Source organism: Blautia sp. 210820-DFI.6.14 (genome assembly GCF_020558815.1).
Classification (GTDB): Bacteria; Bacillota; Clostridia; order Lachnospirales; family Lachnospiraceae; genus Blautia_A; species Blautia_A obeum.
Genome location: NZ_JAJCKS010000134.1, coordinates 1 through 254, shown reverse-complemented (window position 1 = coordinate 254; position 254 = coordinate 1). Strand labels below are relative to the sequence as shown.

General features: G+C 38.6%; 1 pseudogene. It reads right to left on the bottom strand.

The annotated features are described in order from the left end of the window. Nucleotides 1–254, bottom strand: a pseudogene (locus tag LI112_RS18040) (type IV secretory system conjugative DNA transfer family protein); the annotation flags it as partial.

Genomic DNA, 254 nt, shown 5'->3' with positions numbered 1-254 from the left:
AAACATCAGATCTACTGGATTCTTGAAATTCTCATCATCTTCCCTGGCTTCTGACGCATTAATCATTGCAAGCAACGTATTGAAATTCTTTTCCTCTTCCCTACCTTCATACCAGATATAACCGATCAGGGCACAATAATAAAGTTTTTCCGCCTTTACCCAAAAATCCTCACCCGATTGCTGCCCTTCACCTTTGGTGTTAGCAATAATGGTTGTTACCAGTTTTAGAATATCTTTTTCACTGCGGATATATA